This window comes from Okeania sp., from assembly GCF_983059655.1.
The window spans coordinates 3,130-5,164 of record NZ_CEZPJD010000580.1 but is presented as its reverse complement, the minus strand read 5'-3'; the positions used below and the strand labels follow the sequence as shown (position 1 = coordinate 5,164).

The 2,035-nt window shown below is 42.0% G+C and carries 1 protein-coding gene; it reads left to right on the top strand.

Features of this window, described 5'->3' with window-relative positions:
* Positions 1–1,805 (top strand): CHAT domain-containing protein (locus AC3DU7_RS24540; RefSeq protein ID WP_488041914.1); only part of this gene is annotated, 1,805 nt, incomplete at its 5' end.
* Between the last annotated feature and the right edge of the window lie 230 nt (positions 1,806–2,035).

Below are 2,035 nucleotides of genomic sequence, written 5' to 3'. Positions count from 1 at the left end.
AAGCTTTATCTCTATCTCAGCAAGTAGGCGATCGAGGTAGTACAGCAACCACTCTTTACAATATGGCTTGGCTCAAACGAGAGGAAGGTAAACTCACTGAAAGCCTCACTTTCATAGAAAAATCCCTAGAAATAATTGAAGACCTCCGTACCAAAGTTGCTAGTAGCAATCTTCGTGTCTCCTACTTCGCTACCGTGCAGGATGAGTATCAATTCTACATCCAATTACTCATGGAACTCCACCAACAACAACCAAACCAAGGCTATGATGCTAAAGCCTTCCATGCCAGCGAACGCAGTCGCGCCCGTACCCTGCTTGAACTCCTCAACGAAGCTAGTGTCAATATCCGTCAAGGAATAGATCCCCAACTCGCTTCAGCAGAAAGAAATCTCCAACAACAACTCAACACCATCGAAACCAAACGTATCAAACTCCTCAGTGGAAAATACACCCCCGAACAAAAAGCTACTATCGAACAAACAAGAGACAAACTCATAGATGAATACGACAAACTCCGCGTCAAAATTCGGATCGCAAGCCCAAATTATGCAGCCTTAACCCAACCTCAACCCCTAACCCTCAAAGAAGTTCAACAACAGGTATTAGATGATGACACCTTACTCCTACAATATTCCTTGGGTGAAGAAAGTAGTTATCTGTGGGCAATCACCAAAGACAACATCTACAGTTATCAACTTCCTACCGAAGCAGAAATTAAAAATGCTGCTATAGAGTTGATGATGATAATAACAAATCCACGGGAACGCAACAACATAGCAAAAGTTGATAGTGTGGCTGATGCTCTAACAGAAATTCTGATCGAACCAGTTGCCGATAAATTAAACAAAAAACGTTTATTAATAGTTGCCGATCGCTTCTTACAAGAAATTCCTTTTTCTGCCTTATCAATACCAAATACCGATGGAGAAAGTGATGGTTATCAACCTTTAATAGTTAACTACGAAATAGTAAATCTTCCTTCAGCTACTACTATTGCCAATATCCGCAATGTTACAAAATCTCGAAAACTTGCCCCGAAAAAAGTAGCTATTATTGCCGATCCAGTATTTAGCCTGGAAGATAGTAGAGTTATTTCAGTGAGCAGTGAACAGTTATCAATTATCAGCGATCAAAGCAACACAGCATCTACATCAGAAAATCGCAGTCATGCTTTTCCCCTAGAGGCACAACAATTAGCTAGAGCAGCTAGAGATGTTGGTATTAAGTGGGATAGACTTCCCGCTACTCGCACTGAAGCAGAAGCAATTATGGCTTTAATACCAGAGTCGGAACGCACTCAAGCTTTTGACTTCCAAGCTAACCGAGAAAAAGCAACCAGTCAGGAATTAGGCCAATATCAAATTGTACATTTTGCCACTCATGGTTTTGCTAATGGTAAGCAACCAGAATTATCAGGGGTTGTCATGTCGTTAGTAGATAAAAATGGCAACTGGCAAAATGGTTTCCTGCGACTGAATGATATTTTTAATCTGAATTTACCAGCAGAATTAGTAGTATTGAGTGCGTGTCAAACCGCTCAGGGGAAAGATATTAAAGGAGAAGGTTTGGTAGGGTTGACAAGGGGGTTCATGTATGCAGGGGCAAAACGGGTAGTAGGTTCGTTGTGGGTTGTGGATGATGCTGTAACAGCGGATTTGATGTCGCAGTTTTATCAGGGGATGTTAGAGCAGGGGTTATCGCCTGTGGAGGCATTGCGGGCAGCGCAATTGCAGATGTGGGAGGGCGGGATAAGTCCGTATTATTGGGGAGCATTTACATTACAGGGGGAGTATGATTCAAGATAGTTTAAAAGGTTTGTGGAATGGGCATCTTGCCCGTTCCAGATATTTTCGGGACAGGCAGGATGGGGCTTACCACTTATATTCATCCCGTCCCTCAGCAATGCCTAAAGGGGACGCAGAAGGGAAAGAAAGGTTCAAAACATGGTATAGCTGATAGCCAATAGCTGATAACTGATAACTGATAACTGATAACTGATAACTGAAATGACTACTTTATTTTATCGAAACTTTAG